The sequence below is a fragment of the Vibrio mexicanus genome (assembly GCF_001012815.1).
Taxonomy (GTDB): domain Bacteria; phylum Pseudomonadota; class Gammaproteobacteria; order Enterobacterales; family Vibrionaceae; genus Vibrio; species Vibrio mexicanus.
The window spans coordinates 1-22,885 of record NZ_JYJP01000106.1 but is presented as its reverse complement, the minus strand read 5'-3'; the positions used below and the strand labels follow the sequence as shown (position 1 = coordinate 22,885).

Here is a 22,885-nt window from a genome sequence, read left to right as displayed (position 1 = left end):
TGAGTATCAATGATTACAAAGGCCAGTTAATACTGGCCTTTTTTAGATCGGCACTAGTTATATGGATGTAAACCGAATGACATTTAAGCATCGGATAGCTTTTCTTTTCTTTGCCATTCTTGCACTGAGTGGGTGTTCAAGTACCCCGAACCCAGATCCGGATATCAACGATCCGTTTGAAGGGTTTAACCGTGCTATGTGGGACATTAACTACGACTACCTAGACCCATATCTAGTGCGACCTGTCTCTTTGGGCTATGTTGAATATGTGCCCGTTCCTGTCCGTAGCGGTATCTCTAACTTCCTTTCTAACCTAGATGAACCAGCTAGTATGGTGAACAACTTAGTTATGGGTAATGGCAGCAGGGCAGTCGATCACTTTAACCGTTTTTGGATTAACTCAACGTTTGGCCTACTAGGCTTTATTGATATAGCTTCTCGAGCTGGGATCAATAACCATGGTGATAGGGCGTTCAGTGATGCTATTGGTCATCATGGAGTAGGTCATGGCCCCTATGTGATGGTACCTGGATATGGTCCGTGGACAGTGCGTGAAACTGCCGATGTGGTTGACGGCTTATATGCCCCTCTGAGTTATTTGAACTTCTGGGCTGGCTTGGGCAAGTGGGCGCTGGAAGGAATGGAAACGCGAGCCGCTCTGGCTAGCCAAGAAGCAACGCTGCATAACTCACCAGATCCATACTCTTTAACACGTGACATTTACATACAGCGCCAAGATTATAAAGCTGAAGTCGTAACCGACGAATACGATATTGAAGAAGAAGCGTATCTTGATGACTATCTTGATGACTTCTAAAAGAAAGGCTTAGGTTAATACCTAAGCCTTTTTTGATTGTTGCTGAAGGTCACTTAAGCCTTCATTTCTTAGCTATTTCATGCATAGTGACTTCATGTCATAGCTACTTCATTTCACTGCTACTAGAAACGGTAGTTAGCTTGAACACCAATTAGCCATACATTGCCACTCGTTTGACCAACGAACGTGCCGCCAATGCTCTCAGCCAATACGTCCGATTTATAGTCTGTGCTGCGCGCTTCTTTGATGCTTGCGTCTTTAGCAATGATGTAGGTAAAACCGCCATCAAGCGTAAACTTCTTCGTAAACTCGTAGCTCGCACCAACACTTAACCACGTACGATCTGTCTCAGGAATTGTGATCGTGCGGTTCTTGTCGCTTACCGCTGACGTGTCATAAGCAATACCTGTACGCAGAGCGAGTTTCGGCATCGCTTGATAGGTCGCACCGATAGCGAAACGATAGTTATCTTCCCAGTTCTCGATCTTTACTTCTTGCGGAGTATCGTAACCGACTAAGTTCGCTTCAAGCTTTTCGAACGCACTCCAATCTGTCCAGTTAAAGCTTGCGTGAACGGCAAGTGCATCGGTCAGTTGGTGGTAAGAAGCTAACTCAAGCGTTGCTGGCAAAGGCAATTTCATATTACCGTCATTCTTTTGGCCTGGCATTAGCCCAAAGCCCACACCTTCGGCGTAGCCGTCAAGCGATAGCTTTACTTCAGACTTGTAGGCGAAACCAATGCGGTGGTGTTGGTTGATTTGCCATGCGGTACCGACTTGCCAGCCCCATGCTGTGTCTTCACCTTCCATATACTTTAGCGTGGTGCCCGCAGCAGGAATGACGGTAGTTGCACTGACTTGGGTTGGCGTTGATGGGAGGTGGCCCGGCGCAGTCGCGCCAAAGTGGCCTTCACCGCTAATAAAGCGTAGACCACCACCAAAGCTCCAAGCCTCGTTAAGTTGGTAAGCTAAGTTTAGGTTGGCTTCAATGGTTTTGATCATCGCTTCGTTGCCAAAGTGGCTTGCCGCGAAGTTATCATCGAGCTTCGTTTCCATACCGTAGTTAGTGCCTAGTGCGAAACCAAGGAAAAGTTGCTCATTAAGTTGGTGTGAGACATAAAGGTTTGGAATCACGGCATCCAGAGCGAAGTCGTCTGAAGCAGTGCCCACTTGTTTAGATTGGAAGTCAGAGTAATCCAAGTAGCTAACCGTACCTTCAACATCGAGGTTTGGGTTGACGTAGATAGCGCCTACAGATACCTGAGTACCTTTTAAGTAAGTGAGCATCGCTGGGTTACGCCATTGTGCGCTGGCATTGTCTGCCATCGCAGCTTCGCCCGCGTAAGCTCGCCCTAAGCCTGTTGCTGAATATTCTGCAAGCTGGAAGCCTGCCGCATGAACGCTGCTAGAGAGAGAAGCAACACCCAGTGCTACTGCAAGTGATAGTATTGTTTTATTGTTTTTCATATTTATGTTCGCTGAACTTATTGTTTTGAGTCCGGCGAGTTTACGGTTAGAGCAATTACTTTAAAAATTAAAAACAGTGTATTGCAGTTCTTTGAATCTAAATTCTTAACATTATGGAAAAATTAGCTAATTATTCTATTTGTTAAGTGCTTGTTATCTGATTTGAGCGAACGAATGTAGTATGAAAAGGTTGGATTTGATGACAGGTGTAAGCTGAAAAAGAGAGAGGCAAATAAAAAAGGGTCGGAAACCCGACCCTTTATCGTTTCTATCGAAATTAGAAGCGGTGCGTGTACTGTACACCGAATAGCATTGCGGTTGCTTTCGTTGTTGTGTTCAGTGTTAGGCCGCCAGCTGCTGCGCCGCCGTTGATTGTATCAACAACTGCTACGTCTTCACCCACAAGGTAAGTGAAACCTAGATCCAGAGATTGGTCTGCATTGAAGTGGTAGCTTGCACCAGCAGAGAACCATTGACGGTCAGAATCAGGTACAGAAACTGACGTTAGCTGGTCTTGTACACCTTCGTCAAACATGTAGCCGATACGTGCTTCCCAGTTTTGGTTGATGTAGTACGTACCACCGATTGAGTAGTGGAAAGTGTCTTGCCACTTGTAATCTTTGATGTTTGTGCCGTCAGTTGTGACTAGCGCATCAAAGTCGCTCCAACTGATGTACTGAATGCTGTAGTGTACCGCAAACTTAGTATCTTCGATGCGGTGGTAACCAGAGAACTCAGCACGCGAAGGTAGAGGCATCTTCAGATCGCCGATGTTGGCGTTACCTTGGTAAGAAACTGTACCGCTTGCTTCGATTTCTGGGCTGTAGTGGTAGCTTAGGCCAAAACGGTTGTTTTCGTTTAGCTCGTATACTGCACCAAGGTTGAAACCAACGCCCCAACCAGATGCGTCAACATCCATTAGGTTTTGCGTAGTTTGTCCCGCAGGTGTAAACGTTTGACCGTCCTGAGTTGTAATAACATTCATTGTAGTGTCGCGTTTTAGCTCACCTTCACCATGAATGATATCTAGACCTGCACCAATGCTCCATTGATCGTTTATACGGTAAGAAGCAGCTAGTAGTAAGTTGATTGATGATACGTTAGTCGTGCCACCAAACGCATCTGCGCCAGGAGCTACAGTAGTACCTAGTGGAGATTGAATTACTGTACCTGTACCTGCACCCCAGTTGCTATCAAACTCGTTAGTTGTACCAAAGTTCGAATATGCACCAAAACCTACCGCGAACTTGTCGTTAATTGGGTGTGCAATAAAGATGTTTGGAACGACAGAAGTTGCGTCGTTTTGAATGTCATCTACAGAGCGAGAATACGATGGGTTTGTGTAAGTCGTACCCTTAATATCAACTTCTGAGTTAATTACGTTAACACCAAGAGAAAGCTCTGTGCGGTCAAACAATGACATTGCCGCTGGGTTACGTGACATGACAGACGCGTTGTCTGCGATTACAGCATCACCTGCAAATGCACGGCCAAGGCCTGTTGCTGATTGAGAGTTTAGCTGGAAACCAGCTGCGGTAGCTTGCGTTGTAGCAAATGATGCCGAAGCAATCGTTACTGCGAGGAGCGATTTTTTAAACAGACGCGAGTTGTTCATAGTTGCTTTTTCCTTTATTTAATATTCGCCTCTAGATGGGCGATATATTTGAGCAAATGCTCAGTTGGGGGCTGATCCTAGACCCAAGTATAGAATATAGAAATCCGACCATTGCGAACTTTGAAGGTAAAATTGCTGAAATGACGACTAATTGGCAGGAATTTAGTGGAAAAGTTTGTTTTTTAGAGCTTTAGCTCTATTTTATTGTTTGTAAATTGGCCAAGTAGAGGTTACTTGGCCAATAAAAGCTTATGCAGCCGGTTTTATGATATGTGACAGCTGTTCGGCGATTTTAGCAACATCTTCACCCTGCTCGCCAACAAGAATCATACTGGTATTACCAATTGGTGCGACAACGCCGACCATTCCTTGCTTGTCGAAGCTGACTTCTTTGTCACTAAACACGTTAGTCACGAACATCGTGACGCGGCCAACCTCACCGGCAAACACCATATGCATTGCATTACTATCGCCAAAACCACAATGATTCAGGTAGTAGACGTGATACGGGAAAGTCTCGGTAAACTTGTAAGCAAAAGGCGTCATCTTCACATTGATCTGCTGTGAAGAAACCTGTTCATCCAACCCCATAATGAAGGTTTTCTCTGCAAATACGTGGCTTAAAGCGGTATTCGCTAAGCTCGCTTGAGCTGGCTGAACAATGATATTACCCCAATTGACTTGCCCAATGAGCAGGCCAGCCGTAAAGGCGACAGATGCGGCTAAAGACAAAGCACGTTTAGTAAAGTTGGCTTTAACAACATTGTTGCTTTGACCTGCCGTTTGATTGAATAGAATGCGGTCGGCAAGATCGTCAGGGACATCAACATTCATCGCTTGCGCGATTTTTTTGTCGAGTTCCATAATGTCGTCAGCAAACTTGCTGTTGCTTTCATTCTCGCTTAGCGCATCTAAAATGTCTTGGTCCCGCGCTTTCGGGTTGGACATAATTTGGCGGCGAAATTCTAATTCATCCATTTTGCTGCCTCTATTCTTTTCATCAGAGTCAATCATCTCTTTGAGCTGATTACGTGCTCTAAACAGACGTGTCATCACGGTATTCTTGTTAAGCTCTAAAATCTGGCTGATCTCTTCCCCACTAAACCCGCCGACAACCTGCAAAAATAGCGGTTCTCGATATTCGATGTCTAGTTTTAAGATCGCAGCTTGTATCCACTCTGTTTGGTGGTGAGCATCATCTGAGATTTTCGCTTCGTTGCTATGGTCATCTATATCAACAAGGTCGAACTGCTTACGTTCGAATCGTCTTGCATTTTCGCGACGCAAAATGGTGATTAACCAAGATTTTGCGGCTTTTTCGTCTTGCAAGCTGTCGAGGGACTTCCATGCTCTTAAGCACGTCTCTTGAACTAAATCTTCAGAGATCGACTTATCTTTACACAACCAATAGGCGTAACGATACAGATCTCGATGATACGCTCTAACAAGCGCTTCATACTTTCTTTGTCTTTCCATATCTACACTGACCGGAGTGTTTGAAGATTTATTTCCAAAAAGTTTTCGAATTGACACATGAGCCTCCGTTTGCTCTGTGATTCATAGAGTTATGTGCACCCAAGAAACTTTTGTGTGTTTGTCTGAGCCGCTTGGGTATCTGGCTGAGCAAGGCTGAGTAATTGAGCGTAACTCGGTCAATTGGTCGGATCTGATAAAAGAGTAATCGACAGAAAATTGATCTACTTCAAAATCCGCCCTCTGAAAGCCGTTATAGTAACACTCGTCATCTAGTTGATTGTTTCAATCAACATGTTGAGCAAGATGACACTTCCTTTTGAAGGCTGACTTTACTTTCTCCTAATCAGGAAACTGATTAATTTCAATTGGCGTAAGTTAATTGCTTTATACATTCCAACCACACAGTTCTGTGTGGTTTTTTTTTGCTTCCAGTCTATACCCATTTTGATGTTACTTGGGTATATAGCTTGTTAAATGTAAGCGAAGTTACGCCCTCATGCCACTTTAATACTCTTTGTTTTTCAGGGCCTTCATTAGCATATAGCCATGAAGGTCACGTTTATTCAAACGGCTGTTTGATTATATTAACATTCTCGTTACAATATCATCAGGTCAGACCTCTATGTTTTAAGGAGATGCAATGAGCAGGCAAGATGTGACGACTCGCCAAGGTGAGCGAATCGCAGTCGTGGCTGGCTAAGAACGCCTTTCGCCCGTCAGAGTACCGAGTTTAGTCAAGTACCCGCAGTTGATTTGGGCAAGATGGTTGTGAGCGAGATGCTGGCAAGAACCGACATCGACCCTAAGCTCATTGATCAAGTGGTGTTTGGTCAGGTGGTGCAAATGCCAGAAGCGCCAAACATTGCACGTGAGATTGTGTTGGGTACAGGGATGAACATTCATACCGACGCGTACAGCGTAACTCGAGCCTGTGCGACCAGTTTCCAATCTGCGGTTAACGTTGCAGAAAGCATTATGGCGGGCACAATCGACATCGGTATAGCAGGAGGTGCGGATTCGTCTTCTGTACTACCAATCGGTGTATCAAAAAAGCTGGCCGCTAATTTACTGGCGCTTAGCAAGACGAAAACCGTTGGCCAGAAACTTAAGATTCTAAAAAATCTCTCGTTCAAAGACCTTCTTCCTGTGCCGCCTGCGGTGGCCGAATATTCGACAGGCCTGTCAATGGGTCAAACCGCTGAGCAGATGGCTAAATCTCACGGTATTACTCGACAAGAACAAGATGCGTTAGCCCATCGTTCGCATACCCTTGCAGCGCAAGCTTGGGAAGATGGCAAGATTGAAGGGGAAGTGATGACCGCTTTCCCAGAACCCTACAAAAAGTGGTTAGCGAAAGACAATAATATTCGCACAGACTCGACAATAGAGCTACGCCAAACTTCGCCCTGCGTTTGATCGCCAATACGGCAGCGTGACTGCCGCAAACAGTACGCCACTTACCGATGGTGCAGCAGCGGTGATGTTAATGCGCGAGGGTAGAGCGAAAGAGCTTGGTATGGAAGTGCTCGGTTACATTCGTTCATACGCCTTTACTGCGATTGGTGTAGAAAAAGATATGCTCATGGGCCCATCTTATGCGACCCCACTCGCCCTCAGCCGTGCGGGGGTTTCACTATCCGACTTAACCTTAATCGACATGCATGAAGCGTTTGCGGCTCAAGCTCTATCGAATGTAAAAATGTTCGCGAGCGACAAATTTTGCGCAAGAAAATTTGGGGCTTGGTAAAGCGATTGGTGAAATCGATATGGACAAGTTTAACGTATTAGGTGGCTCGATTGCCTACGGACACCCATTCGCGGCAACGGGTGCGCGAATGATGACACAAACTCTGCGAGAGCTGAAACGCAGGGGAGGTGGCTTAGCGTTGAATACCGCGTGTGCAGCGGGTGGATTAGGTGCAGCAATGATTTTGGAGGTTGAATAATGAGTGATGTAAGCAAAGCAACAGAAGCGAATCAGTCAAACGGCAACCTTGCTAGTGCATTTAGTTTAACGATCGATGAGAGCAACATTGCGTGGCTTTCCATTGATGTGCCGAATGAAAAAATGAATACTCTTCAGGCAGCATTTGCTGAAGAGATGAAAGCGATCTTTGCGCAGCTCAGTGAAAAAGGCAGTGCGGTGAAAGGCTTGATCGTTCATTCGCTTAAGCCAGATAACTTTGTTGCCGGGGCTGATGTGCGAATGCTTGAAGCGTGCCCTTCCGCAAAAGAGGCGCAAGAACTTGCCGAGCAAGGTCAGCAGCTCTTTCAGCAACTTTCTGATTTGCCATACCCTGTGGTGGCGGCGATCCATGGCCCATGCTTGGGAGGCGGCTTAGAGTTGGCTCTTGCTTGTGACTACCGTGTGACCAGCGATAGTGATAAAACACGATTGGGATTGCCTGAAGTGCAATTGGGTTTGTTACCGGGCTCCGGGGGTACGCAACGTTTACCTAGGCTTGTTGGGCTGCTCACTTCACTAGATATGATACTGACGGGAAAGCAGCTTCGAGCGAAGAAAGCCAAGAAGCTCGGTTTAACCGATGCTTGTGTGCCTAATACTGTTCTGTTAGACGTTGCAAAGCAGTTTGTTGAGAAAAATTCTGGTTCGAAGAAGTCAAGCCGTAAAACCTCGACCAAAGAGAAACTGATCTCTAAAACGGGATTGGGTCGCAAAGTCATTTTCGAACAAGCAGAGAAGAAGACAGAACAAAAAGCGCGCGGCAATTACCCTGCCACGAAGTTCATCTTAGAAGTCATTCGTCACGGCTTAGAGCATGGCTTTGACAAAGGTTTGCAATTGGAAGCGCAAAGATTTGGTGAGCTTGTGATGACGAGCCAATCTAAAGCACTGCGCTCTATATTCTTTGCGACGACTGAAATGAAAAAAGAGACGGGTGGTGATGCAGAACCAGCTGAAGTCAATCGTATTGGTGTACTCGGTGGCGGCTTAATGGGCGCGGGTATCGCTCATGTAAGTGTGGCTAAAGCAAAACTGCCAGTTCGAATTAAAGATGTGTCAAACGATGGTGTGTTGAACGCCCTTAATTACAACTATAAATTGTTCGAAAAGCAGCGAAAACGCAGAATTATCAGTAAAGCTAAACTGCAAGCGAATATGCTTAAGTTGTCGGGAGGTATCGATTACACCAGTTACAAGAACCGAGACATTGTTGTAGAGGCGGTTTTTGAAGATCTCGACTTAAAACAGCAAATGGTCGCCGATATCGAAGCAAATAGCAGCGAGAAGACGATCTTTGCTACCAATACCTCGTCGTTACCGATTCATCAAATTGCTGAAAAAGCGGCCCGTCCTGAAAACATTGTGGGTTTGCACTATTTTAGCCCTGTTGAAAAAATGCCTCTGGTCGAAGTGATTCCTCATGAAGGGACATCGCAAGAAACCATTTCTACTGTCGTAGATTTTGCAAAGAAACAGGGTAAAACACCGATCGTCGTTAAAGACTGCGCTGGCTTTTATGTCAATCGTATCTTGGCCCCATATATGAATGAAGCGGCGCAAATATTGATGGCAGGTGAACCCATTGAGCAGCTAGATGAAGCCTTGCTTGATTTCGGCTTCCCTGTGGGCCCAATAACGCTGCTCGACGAAGTGGGTATCGACATTGGCGCGAAAATTATGCCGATTCTCGTTAACGAGTTAGGTGAACGTTTTAAAGGCCCTGATGTATTTGATACTTTGCTTAATGATGGCCGAAAAGGCAGAAAGAGCAGCAAAGGTTTCTACACCTACAAAGGTAAGAAAAAAGAAGTCGATAAGTCAGTCTACAAGCTACTGAAGTTATCACCCGAAGCGAAGATGAGTGCTAAAGACATAGGAATGCGTAGTGTGCTCCCTATGTTGAACGAGGCGGTTCGCTGCCTTGATGAAGGTATTATTCGCAGTCCACGTGATGGCGACATTGGTGCTATTTTCGGTATTGGTTTCCCTCCTTTCCTTGGTGGACCTTTCCGTTACATGGACAGCATCGGCATTAAAGAACTGGTTGAAATTATGAATCAACACGCCGAAAAGTACGGCGACCGTTTTGCACCTTGTGATGGTTTATTAACCCGAGCGGGCTTAGATGAAACATTCTATAGCTGATAACCAATAACTAATAGCGCATAGCGTGGTTTAAATTATGTTAATCAAAGGCGAACAGGTTGTTCGCCTTTTTGTTTTTTAGAGTTATTATCATCACTATAAGTACATAATAAAGGACATGCTATGGAAGCCTTGGATCTTCTGCTCAACCGTCGTTCTATTGCTAAATTATCCGCACCGGCGCCTGAAGGGGCGGCCTTGGAAAATATTATTCGTGCAGGTCTTCGTGCGCCTGATCATGCAGGGTTAACCCCTTGGCGTTTTGTCATTGCGCAAGGTGAAGGCTTGCAAAAGTTGGCGAACATTCTTGTTTCTGCTGCAAAATCCGAGCAGGCCGAAGACGCAGTAATCGATAAGTTATCTAACGCTCCATTTCGTGCGCCAATGGTGATTACTGTAATCGCTAAGGTGACGGAACATGAGAAAGTACCAGCAATTGAGCAACATTTGTCTGCGGGATGCGCAGTGCAGGCAATGCAAATGGCCGCTGTGGCGCAAGGCTTTCAAGGGTTTTGGCGCTCGGGTAAATGGATGTTCCACCCAGAAGTGAAACAAGCCTTTGGCTTAACGGGTGAAGATGAAATTGTTGGTTTTCTTTACTTAGGCACACCGGGTTGTACTCCGATGAAAGTGCCGGAGCGCGACCTGAGCAAATTTGTTGAGTTCTTGTAGAGCTTTTAGATAACCCCCTAGATAGTGAAAGCCCGCTCAAATGAGCGGGCTTTTTTAGTGTTGGTTGTATTCAATGATGAAATCGATAAACAGCCGGACTTTCTCTGGGAGATGGTCCTTATGATTATATAGCATGTAGAGATCTCTCGGGTTCGCACTCCAGTCTGAAAGTACTTGAACTAGATTCCCACTTTCAATGTACTCTTTGATCATTACATCTGGCATTAAAGTGATACCTAGCCCTTCAGAACAAGCACTTCTCACCACATTCAAGGCATTTGCTTCAAAGCGTCCTTTGTCGTTATTAACGACGTGCTCGCCATTGCTGTTTGTCAATTGCCACTTTAATAGAGGGTGGCCTTTTAACAGCTGGTGGTTGACCAAATCTTCTGCATGCAGCGGCGCAGGGTGCTGCTTCAAATACAAAGGACTTGCCACCAAGATATCTTTAACTTCGCTGATCTTGCGGGCAATTAAGCTTGAATCACGCTGTGGGCCGACTCGGAAGATGACATCCCACTCAGTTGGGTCTAACTCGTCAGGGCTGTTACTTGTGGTGAGCTCTAAGCTGATTTGCGGATACTTTGCCATGAATGCGTTGAACATCGGCATCATGGTTCGTTTAGTGATATTGGTCGGAGAAGAGATACGAATCTTACCCGCCGCCCCTCGACAGTCGTCGCTAATCTCAACAGCGCGCATGGAAAGCTGTTTTAACAATGGGGCACATTCTCTAAAGAAACGTTCACCTGCTTCTGTCAGCGTCAATTTACGCGCATGGCGGTTGAGTAAACGTATGTTAAGAGACTCTTCGAGCGCTTGAATACGTCGAGTAATCGTGGCCACTGGAATGGAAGTTTTTTTCGAAGTTGCGGTATAGCTTCCATTTTCTACTACCAGTCTGAATAGATTTAAATCGTCTAATTTCATTGTGCTCGACATGATTTTTTACACTTACTCCCAATTTATCGCTTATCTAATTGTAAATTTTTGAGGCATATCAACAAGAGTAACAATATATGAGCTTTCATACATATAGTGCAAAACTTGGCTCAACATCACTATATTTGTATAAACGTAATTTCAGGGCTACTTTTTAGAGAGTGTCTAGAGTTGACTAAAATAACAATAAAAAGATATTAATGAATTTACGAGTGAGGCGTAAGTTATGTACAAATCACACACTGTGGCTAGCGTACCATCGACACCAACGGCTGTGACTGAAAAACTTATCTTAGTTGTCGACGATGATCCGATTTTTCGTCGTATAACTCGAAGTTGTCTTGAGGCGAAGGGATACAGTGTCATCGAAGCAGAAGACGGGTTGGATGGATTAAGACAACTGCGTACCGCTGAGCCTGATATGATTCTTTGCGATCTTAACATGCCAATCTTAGGTGGGTTGGAGTTCGTTGAAGAGATCAGTTTGGAATATCCTTCATTACCTCTCATCGTTGTGTCTGCAACGGATGAAATGTCTGATGTGGCGCAAGCACTTCGATTTGGTATTAAGGACTTTTTGCCTAAACCGATATCCAACCCAAAGCATTTGTTGGAAGCGGTCGAGAATACACTTGACGATTCCTCCGATCATCTCTGTGACCAACGCGATTTTGCTAGCCAATGGTTCCGGGTAGACGGCGGAGATGTGCCTGAAGAACAAGAGCTTCATTGGCACTTAGAGTATTTGCAAGAAAACCCAAATGCCGCTCGTGACCTATTACATGCACTATTGCCAGATAAGGACACATCACAAGGCGCGTGGAAGTGCAGTTATAGGCTTTTACAATCTGCCGACACCATGCCATTGGTTTTTGACTACGCGTGGCTAATGAATGGGCAGTTTGCGTTTTATCTTGTGGATTCTGCTTCGGAAGAGACTGGTGTCGCGACAACATTGCTGGTTCGTGCGCTATTCCACGACTATTTACGGAACCTCAAGAGCTTCAATGCCGACCTTAAAGACATCGCGTATGTGTTAGAGAAAGGCATTGCTTGTTCGAGCAGCGCCGGGCCGATTCGCGCTTTGTTCGGCGTTGTGGATATGACCCAAGGAACGATTTCTTTGTTGCCTGCGGGCCTTGATGCACGGTGGAGTAATTCCCAAACCACTCAACATATCGAAGCGGAAAATATGTTAGGTGAACAGATAGGAAAGAACTTTATTATGAAAGATTTGCCTATCGACTCGTCTTGTCAATTGATGCTGAACCGTATCGGGTCGAGTAGCTTTAGTTTAGAAATCTACCAGAGTCAGCATATGTAGATATTTCAGCATTTAACGATATGGGAAGGTTATTGTTTCGACAATAACCCTTTTTTTAATCGGTATTTGTTGTCTCATTATTGAGCTATAGTCACGAACCAAAATAAATTTATGACTCTCTTAACAGTCAGAACTGGCTGCGAAAAGGGAGCGAAGCTCAGCAAAAAAACTGGAAGTTCATCATGGCAGACAAAGATTTTAAAGAACCTTATAATGTACTCTACTTTCTCGGATTTATCGCAGCGCTACTGATCCCTACATTACCGGCCACTCTAACGTGGATTAAGGTATTTAACGGTTACGTTGGTGGCTAACTGAACTTGGTTGATTCAACCCACTGGAGCCCATCATCAATATTCGCCGTCTCTTTCTCAATGTCGTTGGTGGGCTCAGTTTAATTCTCGGTGTTATCGGCATCGTCCTTCCTCTTCTTCCTACTACTCCATTTGTTCTCTTGGCCAGCGCTTGTTTTATGCGCAGTAGCCCTCGATTCCATCAGTGGATGCACAGTCACAAAACTTTCGGCCCAATTATTTCCAATTGGGAGCAGCATCGTGCCGTAAGTCGCAAAGTCAAACGTCGTGGAGCAGTACTTATTGTACTGAGCTTTACCTTTTCAATTATCGTCGTGCCGCATTTTTGGTTGAAAGTTGGGCTGTTGATTGGCCTTGTGGTCTTGATCACCTGGTTTGTGCGTTTACCGATACATGAGTCAGTTGATCACGGCCAAGAAAATCACTAGCATTACACACAAGTGTGCCCACTTACTGTGGGGATGATTGTTTACTCTGCTGCGCAGAACAACCAGTTGAGTAGAAGCCTGTATTAATGCCTCTCGGTTTTGACGACAAAGCCAAAATTGAAGCCAATCTAAGAAACCAAATTATGACAACTGAAACCCTTTCACTGATCAAATCAAGCATCAAGAGCATTCCTGATTACCCTAAGAAGGGCATCCTGTTTCGTGATGTCACCAGCCTGATGGAAGACGCGAAAGCTTATCAAGCGACGATTCAACTGTTGGTCGAGAAGTACAAAGACATGGGCTTTACCAAGATTGTTGGTACGGAAGCTCGTGGTTTCTTGTTTGGCGCGCCACTTGCGCTAGAAATGGGCGTGGGCTTTGTTCCTGTTCGTAAGCCGGGTAAATTACCTCGTGAAACCGTCGCGCAGTCTTACGAGCTAGAGTACGGCACAGACACACTTGAGATTCACGTTGATGCAATCAACGAAAATGACAAAGTACTGATGGTGGATGACCTTCTTGCAACAGGCGGTACGATTGAAGCGACGACCAAACTGATTCGCCAACTTGGTGGTACCGTTGAGCACGCTGCTTTTGTCATTAATCTACCTGAAATTGGTGGCGATGTTCGTCTGAAAAACCTTGGCTTAGAGGTTTACAGTATTTGCGAATTTGAAGGCCACTAAGGTCAATTGTCCCTAAATAAATAACTGGACATCTTAATGAGTTATCTTGCTCTCGCCCGTAAGTGGCGACCGACCCAGTTCAATGAAGTTGTTGGACAGGCTCATGTACTAACGGCACTAGAGAACGCGCTGGCGCAAAATCGTTTGCACCATGCTTATTTATTTAGTGGGACGCGTGGCGTGGGTAAAACCACGATCGGACGCCTGTTTGCTAAAGGTTTGAACTGTGAAACGGGTATTACCGCGACACCTTGTGGTGAGTGTTCAACCTGTAAAGAGATCGACGAAGGTCGTTTTGTCGATCTATTAGAGATCGATGCGGCTTCTCGCACCAAAGTTGAAGACACACGTGAGCTACTGGATAACGTTCAATACAAACCGGCCCGTGGGCGCTTCAAGGTCTATCTGATTGATGAAGTGCACATGCTGTCGCGTCACAGCTTCAATGCGCTTTTAAAGACCTTGGAAGAGCCGCCAGAGTATGTGAAGTTCTTGCTTGCTACGACCGATCCTCAGAAACTGCCAGTGACAATTCTGTCGCGTTGTTTGCAGTTCCACCTTAAGCCAATCAGCGTCGATACTATCCATCAGCAGCTCGACAAGGTTCTGGCGGCTGAAAGTGTAGAAGCCGAGGCTCGAGCTTTAGGGATGATTTCACACGCAGCTGACGGCAGTATGCGTGATGCCTTGAGCTTAACGGACCAAGCTATTGCTTTGGGTAATGGCAAGGTGCTGACTGACTCTGTCGCGCACATGCTAGGTACACTTGATACCGACCAAGCGATTCATGTTCTTGAAGCGATCAGTGCTAAGCAGGCACAAGTTGTAATGGGTTGTGTTGAGAAATTGGCCTCAAATGGTGTTGAGTGGGATGGGCTACTGCAGCAGTTGGCCTCACAACTTCATCGAATTGCTATGTATCAGGCATTACCATCAACGCTCGATCAAGGTCAGCCAGATTCTGAGAAAATTGAGCTACTAAGCCGTGCGCTCTCTCCTGAAGATGTTCAGCTTTATTATCAGATTGCGTTGAAAGGTCGCGCTGATTTGACGGCTTCGCCTTCTGAGCGAATGGGCATTGAAATGATCTTGCTGCGAATGCTTGCTTTTCGCCCTGTCAAGTCGATGGCAGTTAATGTCATCTCAACTGAGCCTAGCCAAGCAGTAGCAGCGCCAGTTTCGACGCCATCATCAGCAAATGTTGTTAATCAAGCGCAAGCTTCGGCTGTTGAGCGACCTAATCAACCGGCACCAGCGCCTTCTGCTGCATTAGATCGTGTAGATGAACCAAGCTACTCATCTGAGTCGCTAACACCTGAATCACCAGCGTATGAGCAACCATTATCAGCGCCACCAGCGTATGGTTACGAAGACTCAATGGGGTATTCAGAGCCGCCTCCAGGGTTTGACACGTCTAGCATTGAGCCACCAGCGAACTACGATGTACCTTCAGAACCGATGATGGGGCAAGCGCCGACACCTGCACCGGAGCAGGCGCAACCCCAATCTGAACCAGCACCGAAAGCGTCGTCGCCAGTGAGTGGTTTGCGACATCAGTTGCGCTCACAACGTAAAGGTCTTTCTGGATCATCAAACGCTGCGTCTGGTCAAAATAAGGGCAATAGCCCAAAAAAGGCTAGTGCGGCATCTGCAAAAAAAGAATCTGTCCTTGATCGTGTTGCTCAAAAGCACCAAGGCTCAGAGCGGGTGTCGCCTCTGTCTTCTCATTCACACACACAAGAAACCGCAGAAAAGGAGAATGAACCTTATCAGTGGAAGCCTTCTAAACCGATAGTGAAAGAGAAAAGTACGGAACTGACACCTACGCAGATTAAACGCGCTTTAGAGCACATAAAGACGCCTGAAATGGCGCAGAAGCTGGTGGAAGAGTCGAATGCTCAAGATGAGTGGGCAGCTCTGATTTCAAAACTCTCGACAGCGAAGCTTGTTGAACAGCTTGCACTTAATTCGGCCTATACTAAAGATGGCAGCACCATAGCACTGACGTTGAGAAACAGCCAAGCGCACCTCAATACAGATAAAGCTCAAAGCGAATTGCTTGCAGCCTTAAATTCAGAGCTTGGTGAAGAATGTCAGTTAACGGTAGAGATTGGTGAAAGTGGCACTACACCGCTTGAACTGCGAGATACTTTGTATCAAGGTAAACTTCAGCAAGCTTATGATAGTTTGGAAGAAGATAGCCACGTTAAGTTCTTTGAGCAACGATTTGCGGCCGAACTAGACAGAGACAGCGTCCGACCAATTTAACGGTCAACAAGAATACGAAAGGGGTTGAATTTTATAACTTCAGCCCCATTAACTACGAAACACCCAATAAAACCAGAGAGATTAACATGTTTGGTAAAGGCGGTATGGGCAACCTAATGAAGCAAGCCCAGCAAATGCAAGATCGCATGCAAAAGCTTCAAGAAGAAATCGCAAATATGGAAGTGACCGGTGAATCTGGTGCTGGCCTTGTGAAAGTAACGATTACGGGTAGCCACAGCACTCGTCGCGTAGAAATCGACGAAAGCTTAATGGAAGACGACAAAGAGATGTTAGAGGATCTTATCGCTGCTGCGTTTAACGATGCGGCTCGTCGTGTTGAAGAGACTCAAAAAGAGAAAATGGCAGGTGTGACTGGGGGTATGCAACTACCACCAGGCATGAAGATGCCATTCTAAGTTCGATCTGAACCTTTATAAATAGGAACTCAGATGCGAACCAGCCATATGCTGGAACAATTGATGGAGCCTTACGTTGTCTACCTGGGGTTGGCCCCAAGTCGGCGCAACGTATGGCCTTTCATTTGTTACAGCGAGACAGAAAAGGTGGCCTTCAGCTTGCTGAAGCGTTGAGTAAAGCGATGACTGAAATCGGTCACTGCAACGAATGCCGCACTTTCACAGAGGAAGAAACCTGTCACATTTGTACCAATCCTAAGCGTCAGGAAAATGGTCAACTGTGTGTTGTAGAAAGCCCTGCAGATATTGCAGCGGTTGAAGCAACGGGACAGTTCTCTGGTCGATACTTTGTTTTGATGGGACATTTGTCGCCACTTGACGGCATTGGCCCAAGCGATATCGGCTTAGATGTGTTGGACTACCGTTTACGCCGTGGTGATGTTAGTGAAGTTATACTAGCCACCAATCCAACCGTAGAAGGTGAAGCGACCGCTCACTACATTGCTGAACTTTGTAGAGAGCATGGTGTCAGCGCCAGTCGAATCGCTCATGGTGTCCCAGTTGGTGGTGAACTTGAGTTGGTTGATGGGACAACGCTGTCGCATTCGCTGCTTGGTCGTCAAAAGCTGTCTTAGCGAAGATCAAAACGAAACTAAATTGCAAAAAGCCGCTTTGATAGCGGCTTTTTCTTTATTCGACTTAACTATGTCACTCTTTCAAGCTCGGTGATGTTGTCAAAGGCGGCTTGATTGGTGTTGCCGCAAACAATCGGACAGGGCTTGAAGTCATGACAAACTTTCGGCCTTTCAGTTTTGCCAAACAGCTTACACAGATTGTCTTCATTAAGTTGAATGCAGCGCTCACCCGCTTTTTTGCCATTGGGCATACCGGGAATAGCGGATGAAATACTCGGTGCAATACAGCAGGCACCACAGCCAAGACGACAATCCATAACAGAATCCAATCAAAAAAACGGCGCGATAGTAGCAAAAATTACTTTGTGATGCAGCTCAAAGTTTATACTGTTCCTAACAGCACTTGAAATTCATAGCCCTCAAAGGTATAAAACGCATCCTGCTCCTAATATGAAGACTGAATCAATGACGACTCCATTCTGGCAACACAAAAGCCTTGAACAGATGACCGAGCAAGAGTGGGAATCTCTTTGCGATGGTTGCGGTAAGTGCTGCTTACACAAACTCATGGATGAAGACACGGATGAAGTCTATTACACCAATGTCGCGTGCAGCTGGTTAAACAGTAAAACCTGTTCATGCAAAGATTACCCAAATCGATTTAGCTCGGGGGAAGAGTGTCTAAAACTCACTCGCGATAAAATTGATGAGTTCCACTGGTTGCCAGATACGTGTGCGTATCGAGTATTGGCTGAGGGTAACCCGCTTCCAGAATGGCACCCGCTGATCACAGGTTCTAAATCTGCTATGCATGCGGCCGGCGAAAGTGTGCGAAACAAAGTGGTTTACGAAATTGACGTGGTGAACTGGGAAGATCACATCCTAAACTTGCCCGACCGAGTGAACCCCAAGGTTAGGTTTATAAGAGATGCGCGAACTGATTAAGTTCGTGCTTGTTTCATTCTTAATGTTTGTTTCTTGATAGAAGCCTTAATTGATATCTATCTAATTGATAAAGACTTTCCTATTCGGTCTAAATTCAGCTAGAGTAATTGTTCAAATAACTGCTTGCAAATTGACCAGTAACTGACTAAATTACGCGCTCTTTATCACGGGTTGGCGGGAAAATAGCAGTATGGGCTTGATTATATCTTCACTAATTTTAGCGACAGTGATGACGCAAGTTCCAAACTTAATGGGTATGAGTAACGCTAGTGAACTTACCTTGGCATCCGTGCTGAAGATTGCGCTCGTTACACTGCCTGTCACCTATGCGGGCACTGTTGGCTTTACTATGTTCTACGGTAAAGGCAGCGAAGTCTTCTCTTATCCTTCACTAAATATCATTGCTAAAGTAGCGGCATTTGCGATAGCAATTTTGGTTCAGTGGGCGTTTTTCAAAAAAACGGTAAACGTCGTGGAGATTGTGGGTATCGTCATCTGTGTTGTCGGCACCACCTTGATCGTTTTCAATCAGGAAATACACCAAGCAATTCAGTCAATGATGAGTGCAAAAGGCTCAGTGTGAGATGTCTTTTTTCCTATGCTGTAGGATCAAAGAGTAGGCTCTTAATCAGGTTCAAAGAAACCACCTTCAAGTCGGCCGCCATTTTCAAGTAACCAGTGCTCAAGTAAGCCTCTCACAAGTAAACATATCTCAGTTGACAAGAGTGGCTACGGCTGCCATCGATAGAGCCTGAGTTTTATCTTCCCCGCTTCGCTGACTTCAATGCCATCTTGAATCAACGCGGCCTTTTGCCTTTCAAATGAATCGCCTTTTAGCGAGATAGCACCTTGACTGTTTATCACTCTAAACCAAGGCAGTTTTGAACCCTCAGGCAAGTTTCCCAATGCACGTCCTACATGGCGAGCGTAACCAGGAAAACCTGCAAAACGTGCGATGTCTCCATAAGTTGCCACTTTTCCCTGCGGAATTTGGTGAATTACAGCAAAGATTTGCGCTAAGAATTGATCCATACTGAATTTGTCCTTGTTCAATAGTTACCACGGAAAGGTATAGGGAGTTGGCATGGTATTCTCGATGTTTCAGTTTATTATCACAACACTATTAGCGGTAGTTTGTGCACGAGCAATGAGTTTGAGTGAAGGAGACATTCCAGTACTCGCGCTTGTGATCCCCGCGTTATGGATTTTCCCCCAAGCACGTTACGCAGGTCTCGCTCTACTTGCGGCAATGATAACCTATGGGCTGACGCTTCCACATCAACCAATCGCGCTGTCGATCAGCGTGTGGATTTTGTTTCCACTTCTCATGGTTATATTCTCTCGACGCAGCAGTCTTATGGTTGTGGGAGTCATTGCCTTTATCGTTCTGACTCTACAAGTCGGTATCATGGTGACACAGATGGGCGGTAAGCTGGACGGAAGCGCAACTGTCACGGGTATCCAAACACTTTCGGTGATTGTGATTTGGTGGGCTGCGAGTCATTGGAAGCCAAATAATAAACACAGCTGGTGGACGTTAGGATTGATTCTACCACTATGGATCGCCGACTTATCTTATGCTGCTCTATTGGCGCTGAGCGTGACGGGTATTATGGCGTCTATGGAAAGCTTAACCCAGCTCAAGACGTTCAAGTGGAACAAGTTGTTGTGCTGGACGCTACCAACGGTGGGCTTCGCCGCACTGGTCGTGTCGCCAAGTATTGAAGTGCCACAACCAGTGTTTGTCGTTTGGCTATGTTTACTCGCAACGGCTTGGATGACAGATTATATTCTGCGTAGCAGCGAGAATCAGGAAGAGTTCTGATACATCTTCTGGGCTTATAAATGTTTTAGTATTTATCATTCAAAATATGACATCGCGCTTAGTGTATTTGTGTGCATAGTGTTTGGTTTAAGTTAGTATTGTGTAACTTGTTAGCCTGAACTCGGAGAAGTGTTCACTCACTCATTATGCACAAGCGTATTTTGGTCCTGCTGTTATGGATGTCAGCGTCCTTGCTTTATTCGATGGTGTCATATGCCTCTAGCCCTGCGCCTTTTAAGGTTGCGATAGAAGCGGATGATGTGGTGAGTAGAGTGTTGTTTGATGCAATATCTGACGACTTAAATGTTTCCATTGAGTATGTGACTTACCCTAGTTTTGATGAAATCTTGTCAGCAGTTGCGTCGAAGCAAGCAGATTTTGCTGCGAATGTGACTTACACAGACAGCCGTGCGCTGTTGTTCGACTTCTCTTCGCCAACTAATATTGAATACACTTATCTATACAGCTTAAACAACGCCACATTAAGGGACGTTAATGTGGTTGGCGTGCCTAAAGACACCATCTATGGCAGTTTAATCAGACAGCATTATCCTACATCAAGCAAGTTGAGTATTCGGGATACGATCATGGCAAGTGGTTACTAGATTCGGGAGAGGTTGAAGGAGTCGTTGATGCCATCAATCAGCTAAAGCCAATGCTGATGTCAGGTATGGATGCTCAGCTTTTAAACCACCAACTCACCATTAAACCTGTCTCTATCGTCACGGCTAAAGGTAATCACAGTGATTGGCTTGGCCAGTTTGAGCGAGTCGTGCATTCTGCATACGTGCAGCAGCATTTACGAGAGTCTATTGAGAACTATCAGTTTACGATTCGTCAACAAGCTTTACGCAGTGCGGTGTACAACAGTGGTTTGAACATAAAAGAGCCATTGAAGGTCAAGCTGGAGAACGTCGGTAACTTTGCAGTGTTTAATGGTGATGGCTCGGTCACTGGTATCAGCGCTGAAGTGTTATTCGAAGCTTGCCAAGTGCTGATGTTAGATTGCCAACTCGTTAACCCTGCCACTGAAACGTGGGAAACCATGTATACGAGTTTAATTGATAAGCAAATTGACATTCTGACCCCCATTACAGTGACGGAAAGCCGCAAAGAATTCGTGAATTTTAGTGAGCCTTATTATGAGGCGAATGCCATTTTGGTGACGAGAGAGGGATATAAGACTGGCGTTTATCGCAATGTATCTGAGTTGGTGACGGAGCAAATCGGTGTGGTATCGGGTGATATTTATGATGAGCTGCTAACGTCGCTGCTGCCGAAAAAGACATTGCTTCGTTATTCTAATGTAGACGCTCAGATTGCTGCTTTACTTCAAGGTGAGGTTAGTTATATCTCCCTAAGTGAGGCGACCTTTAACCGAATTTTACGTAATGCCTCTGGTGACTTGCCTATCACCAAAGCAAGTAGCATCGCCCCTTTTTATAGCGCGAATATAGCGTTGGGTTTTGCCAAAACGGTGAAAGGCGAAATCCTCAGTGGGCTGTTCTCTCGTGCTATCAAGATGATAGACGTGACGAAAATAATCGAACAATATGATCTTGCCCCCAATTGGCAAGCCGCGCTGCAAGCAGAAAAACGCTATTCAAGAAATAATCAAATGATACTACTGTTAGTTCTTGGCATTGTAGGTGTGTTTGCCTTTTACCTACATATACAATCTAATACTGATAATCTGACATCACTCAAGAATCGCCGTTCACTTCACCGAAAGTATAGGGGAGGGGTACGGCCTGAACTTGCACTTGTTTACATTGATGTGAATCATTTCAAATCGATCAACGATAGCTATGGCCATGAAGTCGGGGACGATGTACTCAGGTTGATCGCGGAAAGGATTAAATCCGTTTGGCAGGGAGACTGTTATCGAATTGGCGGTGATGAGTTTATATTAGTCGGAAAGGCCAAAGATAAAGATATCGACAAAGTGAAACAGTCATTAGGAATTTGTCGCTATTATAGTGGCTCTAAAGACTTAACATTTCCGGTCACCTCCTCAATTGGACTTTCAGTTAAGCGGCACGAACCCATGAGCCTACAAGCGGTTCTTAATTGTGCAGATCAAGCCATGTATAAAGAAAAACGCGCTAGCAAAATGGCTGTAAAAACAGTCGAACAAGAGCCATTAGTGGGAATTCACAGTTAGTCCGGTTATTTGCTCGCCACTTAAAGAGTAAAACAAGCAAATTTATCGATATCCTCTTGCAAAGGGGCAAGGGATACTTGATAATCCAAACACTCTTTGAGGCGACTCAAAGAAACAGAATCTATGGAGGCCCTGGTCCTCCCGCAACAATAGCTCGTGAACTCGGTCAGGTCCGGAAGGAAGCAGCCGCAGCGTGTGACTTGTGTGCCGGGATGTGGCTGGGGCTTCCACCCCTTTGAAGCCTGCAATATATGTTCGCATAAATTGCAGGCTTCTTCGCATATTTGCACTATAAGTCTGCATAGACTACTTTTTGTTGTAGGTTTACTACAAATAAGTAGATTCTGACTATGTACGACCAAACTAAAAAATCCTCTGCAGTTCACAATATTTGCAAGTTCATGAGTCTCAAGAATGACTCGGTTATCCGTACAATGTCGATACTTGAGTTTGATTTCTGTTTTCACGCAGAGTACAACCCTAAAGTAGCTCGATATGAGTCTCAACCGTTTGGTTTTGAATACTTATTTAACGGGAGAACGTGCAGATATACACCAGATTTTCAACTGTTTAATGATTCAGATAATGGAACTCTTGTTGAAGTTAAACACTCCAGTCAAACCACCAAAGAAGACTTTCGGGTGAGATTTGCTGAAAAGCAAAGAGTAGCTAAGAAAGACCATCAAAAGAAACTGATTCTTGTCACAGAAAAGCAAATAAGAGCAGGCTTTTTCCTATCCAATTTAAAGCTCTTACATGGTTATTCTGGTTTGAGAAC

At 45.3% G+C, this 22,885-nt stretch carries 20 protein-coding genes, 1 other RNA gene and 3 pseudogenes; 17 read left to right on the top strand and 7 right to left on the bottom strand.

All coding sequences use genetic code 11. The features are described 5' to 3' along the window. The first annotated feature begins 76 nt into the window (after positions 1-76). Positions 77-817, top strand: a complete 741-nt coding sequence (locus UA76_RS15735) for an MlaA family lipoprotein (RefSeq protein ID WP_202906953.1) — start codon at positions 77-79, stop codon at positions 815-817. Between the two features lie 122 nt (positions 818-939). On the opposite strand, the gene UA76_RS15730 is transcribed toward UA76_RS15735, so the two are convergent. The 4 genes and pseudogenes from UA76_RS15730 to UA76_RS23135 all read right to left on the bottom strand — a co-directional run. After that, the gene (locus UA76_RS15730; RefSeq protein WP_047048079.1) at positions 940-2,283 is read right to left on the bottom strand and encodes an outer membrane protein transport protein; all 1,344 of its coding nucleotides are present in this window, start codon (positions 2,281-2,283) and stop codon (positions 940-942) included. Positions 2,284-2,560: 277 nt separating this feature from the next. Beyond that, positions 2,561-3,898: an outer membrane protein transport protein gene (locus tag UA76_RS15725; protein ID WP_047048076.1), complete on the bottom strand. Its 1,338-nt coding sequence runs from the start codon at positions 3,896-3,898 to the stop codon at positions 2,561-2,563. 249 nt (positions 3,899-4,147) lie between these two features. Then, positions 4,148-4,876, bottom strand: a complete 729-nt coding sequence (locus UA76_RS15720; protein WP_047048167.1) for a DUF3379 family protein — start codon at positions 4,874-4,876, stop codon at positions 4,148-4,150. Further along, a pseudogene (locus UA76_RS23135) lies at positions 4,877-5,431 on the bottom strand (sigma-70 family RNA polymerase sigma factor); the annotation flags it as partial. Between the two features lie 583 nt (positions 5,432-6,014). Between UA76_RS23135 and fadI the strand changes: the two are divergent. The 3 genes and pseudogenes from fadI (at position 6,015) to UA76_RS15705 (ending at position 10,157) form a co-directional block, all read left to right on the top strand. Further along, positions 6,015-7,320: pseudogene (gene fadI / locus UA76_RS15715) on the top strand (acetyl-CoA C-acyltransferase FadI). Beyond that, the gene (fadJ, locus tag UA76_RS15710; protein ID WP_047048074.1) at positions 7,320-9,485 is read left to right on the top strand and encodes a fatty acid oxidation complex subunit alpha FadJ; all 2,166 of its coding nucleotides are present in this window, start codon (positions 7,320-7,322) and stop codon (positions 9,483-9,485) included. Before fadI ends, fadJ begins: the two are co-directional and overlap by 1 nt. 123 nt (positions 9,486-9,608) lie before the next feature. Continuing rightward, a complete protein-coding gene (locus UA76_RS15705) occupies positions 9,609-10,157 on the top strand; it encodes an NAD(P)H nitroreductase (protein WP_047048071.1) in 549 nt (182 codons plus the stop codon). Between the two features lie 54 nt (positions 10,158-10,211). On the opposite strand, the gene UA76_RS15700 is transcribed toward UA76_RS15705, so the two are convergent. Then, positions 10,212-11,087: a LysR family transcriptional regulator gene (locus UA76_RS15700; RefSeq protein WP_047048068.1), complete on the bottom strand. Its 876-nt coding sequence runs from the start codon at positions 11,085-11,087 to the stop codon at positions 10,212-10,214. Positions 11,088-11,325: 238 nt separating this feature from the next. Here UA76_RS15700 and UA76_RS15695 point away from each other — a divergent pair, with 238 nt between their 5' ends. The 7 genes from UA76_RS15695 (at position 11,326) to recR (ending at position 17,173) form a co-directional block, all read left to right on the top strand. Beyond that, a complete protein-coding gene (locus UA76_RS15695) occupies positions 11,326-12,423 on the top strand; it encodes a response regulator (RefSeq protein ID WP_047048066.1) in 1,098 nt (365 codons plus the stop codon). Positions 12,424-12,605: 182 nt separating this feature from the next. Next, on the top strand, positions 12,606-12,737 hold the full coding sequence (locus UA76_RS25240; RefSeq protein ID WP_047048063.1) for a hypothetical protein: 132 nt from the start codon (positions 12,606-12,608) through the stop codon (positions 12,735-12,737). Positions 12,738-12,760: 23 nt separating this feature from the next. Beyond that, the gene (locus UA76_RS15685) at positions 12,761-13,165 is read left to right on the top strand and encodes a YbaN family protein (protein WP_047048060.1); all 405 of its coding nucleotides are present in this window, start codon (positions 12,761-12,763) and stop codon (positions 13,163-13,165) included. A gap of 143 nt (positions 13,166-13,308) precedes the next feature. Then, entirely contained in the window at positions 13,309-13,854 is a 546-nt protein-coding gene (gene apt / locus UA76_RS15680; RefSeq protein ID WP_047048164.1) for an adenine phosphoribosyltransferase, read from the top strand. Between the two features lie 36 nt (positions 13,855-13,890). Next, positions 13,891-16,122, top strand: coding sequence for a DNA polymerase III subunit gamma/tau (gene dnaX, locus UA76_RS15675; RefSeq protein ID WP_047048057.1), 2,232 nt, complete (start codon positions 13,891-13,893; stop codon positions 16,120-16,122). Between the two features lie 86 nt (positions 16,123-16,208). Continuing rightward, positions 16,209-16,538, top strand: coding sequence for a YbaB/EbfC family nucleoid-associated protein (locus UA76_RS15670; RefSeq protein WP_047048055.1), 330 nt, complete (start codon positions 16,209-16,211; stop codon positions 16,536-16,538). A gap of 113 nt (positions 16,539-16,651) precedes the next feature. Further along, positions 16,652-17,173 carry a recombination mediator RecR gene (gene recR / locus UA76_RS15665; protein WP_112417538.1) on the top strand — a complete coding sequence of 174 codons (522 nt, stop codon included), beginning with the start codon at positions 16,652-16,654 and terminating at the stop codon, positions 17,171-17,173. 68 nt (positions 17,174-17,241) lie between these two features. Here recR and UA76_RS15660 read toward each other — a convergent pair whose 3' ends face one another. Then, complete coding sequence (locus UA76_RS15660; protein WP_047048052.1) at positions 17,242-17,490, bottom strand: YkgJ family cysteine cluster protein; 249 nt, start codon at positions 17,488-17,490, stop codon at positions 17,242-17,244. A 148-nt stretch (positions 17,491-17,638) separates the two neighbouring features. On the opposite strand from UA76_RS15660, the gene UA76_RS15655 reads away from it, so the two are divergent. Beyond that, on the top strand, positions 17,639-18,118 hold the full coding sequence (locus tag UA76_RS15655; RefSeq protein ID WP_047048160.1) for a YcgN family cysteine cluster protein: 480 nt from the start codon (positions 17,639-17,641) through the stop codon (positions 18,116-18,118). A 190-nt stretch (positions 18,119-18,308) separates the two neighbouring features. Further along, positions 18,309-18,701 (top strand): hypothetical protein, encoded by a 393-nt coding sequence (locus UA76_RS15650; RefSeq protein ID WP_047048050.1) that lies wholly within the window; start codon positions 18,309-18,311, stop codon positions 18,699-18,701. Between the two features lie 146 nt (positions 18,702-18,847). Here UA76_RS15650 and UA76_RS15645 read toward each other — a convergent pair whose 3' ends face one another. Further along, entirely contained in the window at positions 18,848-19,150 is a 303-nt protein-coding gene (locus tag UA76_RS15645; protein WP_047048046.1) for an MGMT family protein, read from the bottom strand. A gap of 52 nt (positions 19,151-19,202) precedes the next feature. Here UA76_RS15645 and UA76_RS15640 point away from each other — a divergent pair, with 52 nt between their 5' ends. The 4 genes and pseudogenes from UA76_RS15640 to UA76_RS15625 form a co-directional block, all read left to right on the top strand. Continuing rightward, the gene (locus UA76_RS15640) at positions 19,203-19,943 is read left to right on the top strand and encodes a VP0952 family biofilm-associated protein (RefSeq protein WP_047048043.1); all 741 of its coding nucleotides are present in this window, start codon (positions 19,203-19,205) and stop codon (positions 19,941-19,943) included. Between the two features lie 146 nt (positions 19,944-20,089). Beyond that, positions 20,090-22,107 (top strand): annotated as a pseudogene (locus tag UA76_RS15635) (diguanylate cyclase). A 130-nt stretch (positions 22,108-22,237) separates the two neighbouring features. After that, positions 22,238-22,334: signal recognition particle sRNA small type (gene ffs, locus UA76_RS23130), an RNA gene on the top strand. A 123-nt stretch (positions 22,335-22,457) separates the two neighbouring features. Continuing rightward, positions 22,458-22,885 (top strand): TnsA endonuclease N-terminal domain-containing protein (locus UA76_RS15625; RefSeq protein WP_047048037.1); only part of this gene is annotated, 428 nt, incomplete at its 3' end.